Source organism: Streptomyces sp. NPDC017676 (assembly GCF_044329325.1).
Lineage (GTDB): Bacteria > Actinomycetota > Actinomycetes > Streptomycetales > Streptomycetaceae > Streptomyces.
Genome location: NZ_JBIRJA010000019.1, coordinates 1 through 4960, shown reverse-complemented (window position 1 = coordinate 4960; position 4960 = coordinate 1). Strand labels below are relative to the sequence as shown.

Below are 4960 nucleotides of genomic sequence, written 5' to 3'. Positions count from 1 at the left end.
GAACCGGCGAATCCGTTCTTTCCTGTCCACAGTCCTTAATTCCTCGCTTCGCTGAGTCGATCGGGGACGAATTCGTCCCGAATGCGGTCCACCATGCGGAGAAGGGCCCGGCCGCCGATTTCCTCACACGTCACCCGAGGGTCGATGGCCAGCAGGTGCTGGACGCTGTCCACCCACCGCACCGGCTGGACGAGTTGGTCGCACAGGGTCTGGACGATCGACCCCCGCGCGTACGGGCGCCCGGTCACGTTGGCGATGACCGGCACCGTGGGCTCCCGGAAGGTGAACCGGCGCAGATGACGCTCGAACTCCGCGCGTGCCGGCTCCATGTAGCGGGAGTGGAAGGGCGCGCTGACGTTCAGCGGGGCGAAGCGGATCCCCCTGCGCCGGAACACGTCGTGCGCGGCGCGCAGCTCCTCGGCGGGGCCGGCGATGACGGTCTGGCCCGGGCTGTTGAACCCCGCGAGGTCGATCCCCTCGATCCCGTCCGCGCCGAGCATGTCCAGCAGCCGGCTCGCCGGGACGTCCATGACCGCGGTCATCCCGCCGCCGGACGCCGAGGCCATCAGTTCGCCTCGTCTCTGGACGAGGCGGAGCCCCGTCTCGAAGTCGAACGCACCGGCGGCCAGGAGCGCGTTGTACTCGCCGAGGCTGTGACCGAGGAGGAAGTCCGGCTCCCGTTCTTCCCGGTGGGTGCGCTCGAACATGTGCAGTGCGTTCACGGTGAACAGCGCCGGCTGCGTGTACTCGGTGCGCGCGAGCCGGTTGTCAGGGTTGTCGCGGCACAGCGCGACGAGGTCGTATCCCAGAAGGTCTGAGGCGAAACGCGTGATCCCGGGGTAACGGCCGAACAGCTCCGTCCCCATTCCCTTCGTCTGCGCGCCCTGCCCGGGGAAAAGCACTGCGAAGACCATGGTGTCTCTCAGATCGGCGAAATGACGGCCAGTCGTCGAGCGACTGCCGCGGACTACGTGATGGGGTGAGTTTCGGTGACCGGGATCGGCGGCCCATCTTCACCGGCTCTCGACTCCGGATCTCCGCGCCGGCGCTTCGCGGATCCGTGGTGCGGCCGGCGCGGGCGCCCCGGAGGACGGAGATCCGGTTGCGGATCGAGGGGAGAGCGACCGGAGAGGGGGAGGGCCGGCATGCCGGGAGGGGTGCCGGGGGTGGCGGATCGGGCGGTCGGGAGCGGTGCCCGGGGTGACGGATCGGGCACGTCGAGAGAGGTGCCGGGAGTGGCGGATCGGGCGGTCGGGAGCGGTGCCCGGGGTGACGGATCGGGCGGGTCGGGAGCGCACCGGACCACCCCCCTGAGCTGCGCGGGCGCCCAGGGGGGTGGCTGCCTGGTCCTGAGCCGCCGTGTCCTCCCCCCGCGCGCCGCCGCGACGGAAGAGGCCGGTCAGCTCGCCGGTGCGATGTCCTCCGGGGCCGGGTCGGCGAGGCGCTCGTTGAGCACGGCGCAGATGAACGCGACCGGCTCAGGGCGGGTCATCTCCCCGTGCGTGCAGGCCACCTCGTACGTGGTGAGGGTGCCGGACACGTACGGCCGCCAGTCCTCCGGCCGTGGCGCGTCCGCCGTCCTGCCGTGCGCGGCGGTGAAGTGCAGCGTCTCGCCGGCGTGGACGCCCCGCGCCCCGGCGCGCATCAGGGTGTCACTGGCGGCGAACACCTCGGCCATCCTGCGGACCTGCCGCTCGTCGAGACCCGACAGCGGGTGGCCGGCCGTGCGCAGCGTGTCGAGGAACCGGGCGGGGTCCAGCGGGGGTGTGCCGTCGGGCGCCGCGGGCGGTTCGCACCCGAGGGACACCAGCAGCGCGGCGAGGGTCTCGGGGGCGTCGGCGGTCATGGCCGGTTCGTGCGCCCCGGCGCCGCCGGGGTAGCTGTCGAGCAGCGCCAGCAACTCGACCTGCTGGCCCGCCGCTTGAAGTTCGACGGCCATGGCGTGGGCGACCAGTCCGCCGAAGGACCAGCCCAGGAGCCGGTACGGGCCCTCGGGCTGCACGGCCCGTATCCGGTCGAGATAGTCGGCGGCCATCTCGGCGACGGTCGCCGGGCGGTCCTCGGGACGCGTGAGCCCGCGGGCCTGAAGACCGTAGACCGGGCACCGGGGATCGAGGTCGCGCAGCAGGCCGGCGTAGACCCAGCTGATGCCGGCGGCCGGGTGCACACAGAACAGGGGTGTGGCCGAGCCCCGTGTGCGCAGCGGCAGCAGCACGTCGAGCGGGTCGCTCCGAACGCCGTCGTCCAGGTGTGCGGCGAGTTCGGCGACGGTGGGGTGGGCGAACAGGTCGCGGATGGTGAGCTCGGCGCCCAGCACGCTGCGGACGCGGCTCATCAGCCGCATCGCGAGGAGCGAGTGGCCGCCCAGGTCGAAGAAGCCGTCGTCGACGCCGACCGATTCCGCGCCCAGGACCTCGGCGAAGAGCGAGCACAGGATCTCCTCGCGCGGGGTGCGCGGCAGCCGCGCCTCCGCCGAGGCCACCACCCGCGGGGCGGGAAGCGCCTTGCGGTCCAGCTTCCCGTTCGGCGTCAACGGCAACGCCTCCAGCACCATGACCACCGAGGGCACCATGTGCCCCGGCAGCACCGACGCCACCCCGGCACGCGCGACCGTCGCCAGGTCGACGGCGCCCTCCTCGGCCGGCACCACGTAACCCACCAGCCGCTGACCGCCCCCGGCGTCCGCACGCACCGCAACGGCCGCCTGCCGGACACCCGGGACCCGGGCCAGCGCGGCCTCCACCTCGCCCAGCTCGATCCGGAAGCCCCGCACCTTGACCTGGTCGTCGGTCCGGCCCAGGTACTCCAGGGTCCCGACCGCCGTCCACCGCGCCCGGTCCCCCGTGCGGTACATCCGCGTCCCCGCCGGGCCGTACGGGTCCGCCACGAACCGCTCGGCGCTCAGTCCGGGACGGTTCAGATATCCACGGGCCAGTTGGTCGCCCGCCAGATACAGGTCGCCGGCCACTCCGACGGGCGCGAGCCGCAGCCCCTCGTCGAGGACGTACGCGCGGGTACGGTCCAGGGGGCGCCCGATCGGCGGATTGCCCTGGTGCTCCGCTGTCACCCGGGCCCGGGTCGACCACACGGTGGCCTCGGTGGGACCGTACAGGTTGACGACCTCGGAGGCCGTCTCCCGCATGCGTTCGGCCAGGGCCGAGGAGAGTTGCTCGCCGCCGACGAGCATGCGCAGTCCCCGGACCGCGGCGGCGTGCTCCGCGAGCAGCGCCTGCCACAGGGTCGGTGTGGCCTGCATGATCGTCACCTCGTGCCGCTCGGCCATGCGGGCCAGGGCGGCCGGATCGCGCACGGCGGCACGGTCCGCCAGGACGACGCAGGCCCCGGCGAGCAGCGGGGCGAACAGCTCCAGCACATGGATGTCGAACGCCACGGTGGTCACCGCGAGCAGCCGGTCCTTCGGGCCGAGTGCCGTCGGTTCCTCGATGGCCGCCAGGAAGTTCAGCAGGCCACGGTGCGGGACGACCACGCCCTTGGGCCGGCCGGTCGATCCGGAGGTGTAGATGACGTAGGCGGGATGGGACGGGTGGAGCGGGCGGGTGCGGTCGGCGTCGGTGGGGTCGGCGTCCGGGTACCGCAGGAGTGCGGCGGCCGTCTCCGGGCCGTCCGTGACGACCAGGGGGATTCCGGCCGGCGCCGCCGAGGTGGTGCCGCAGGACGTGTCGGTGAGGAGGAGCGCGGGTCGGGCGTCGGCGAGCATGTACTCGATGCGTTCCCGCGGATACTCCGGGTCGACCGGCAGATACGCCGCGCCGGCCTTGAGTACGGCGAGAAGTGCCACGACCGTCTCCACCGAGCGTTCCATGAGGACCGCGACCAGTGATTCCGGCCCCACTCCGTGCTCCAGCAGCAGCCGGGCCAGCCGGTTCGCACGCGCGTTCAGCTCCGCGTACGTCACCGACTCCGGCCCGCACACCACCGCCACCGCGTCCGGCACCGCCGCCACCCGGGCCGCGAACGCCTCCGGCAACGAACCCTCCGGCACCGCCACCGCGGCACCGTTCCAGTCCTCAAGGAGCCGGCGCCGCTCCCCCGCCGACAGCACCTCCAACTCACCCACCCGGACATCCGGGTCCGCCGCCACCGACTCCAGCACCCGCAGCAGACACCCCAGAATCCGCTCCGCCGTCGAACGGTCGAACAGATCCGCCGCGTACTCCAGCGAAACCGTCAGCCCTTCTTCAGCTTCGCGGAAGAAACACACCGAGAGATCGAATTTCGACGCCACCGGGCCGCACCGTTCCGGCACCGCCTCCACTCCGGCGAATTCCAGTCCCCCGGCACCCCCGGCATCCTCCATCTGCACCAACACCTGGAACAACGGATGCCGCGCCACCGAACGCGCCGGATTCAACACCTCCACCAACTTCTCGAACGGAACATCCTGATGCTCAAAAGCCCCCAGATCCACCTCACGAACCCGCGCCAACACCTCACGGAACGACGGATCACCCGACACATCCGTCCGCAACACCAACGTATTCACAAAGAACCCGACCAGATCCTCCAACGCGTCATCCATACGACCCGCCACCGGAGTACCCAACGGAACATCCCCACCCGCACCAAGCCGCGACAACGCCACCGCCACCGCAGCCTGCACCACCATGAACAACGTCACACCACAATCACCCCCCAACCCCACCAACCGCCGGCCCACCCCCGCATCCACACCACCCCACACCACACCACCCTCGAACGACGCCACCCCACCCCGCGACCGATCGAACGGCAACCCCAACTCCTCCGGCAAACCCGCCAACACCCCACGCCAGTACTCCAACTGACGCGACACCACACTGCCCGGATCACCCTCCGAACCCAGCACCTCCCGCTGCCACAACGTGTAATCCGCATACTGCACCGGCAACGGAACCCACCCCGGAACACCACCCCCGACACGCGCCCCATAAGCCACCGAAAGATCCCGCAACAACGGCGC

At 71.5% G+C, this 4960-nt stretch carries 2 protein-coding genes; both read right to left on the bottom strand.

The window, feature by feature from the left end:
* Positions 1-35 precede the first annotated feature (35 nt).
* Positions 36-914 (bottom strand): ACP S-malonyltransferase, encoded by an 879-nt coding sequence (fabD, locus tag ACH4LD_RS33775; protein WP_398057931.1) that lies wholly within the window; start codon positions 912-914, stop codon positions 36-38.
* Positions 915-1399: 485 nt separating this feature from the next.
* Entirely contained in the window at positions 1400-4951 is a 3552-nt protein-coding gene (locus ACH4LD_RS33770) for an amino acid adenylation domain-containing protein (RefSeq protein WP_398106207.1), read from the bottom strand.
* Positions 4952-4960: the final 9 nt, after the last annotated feature.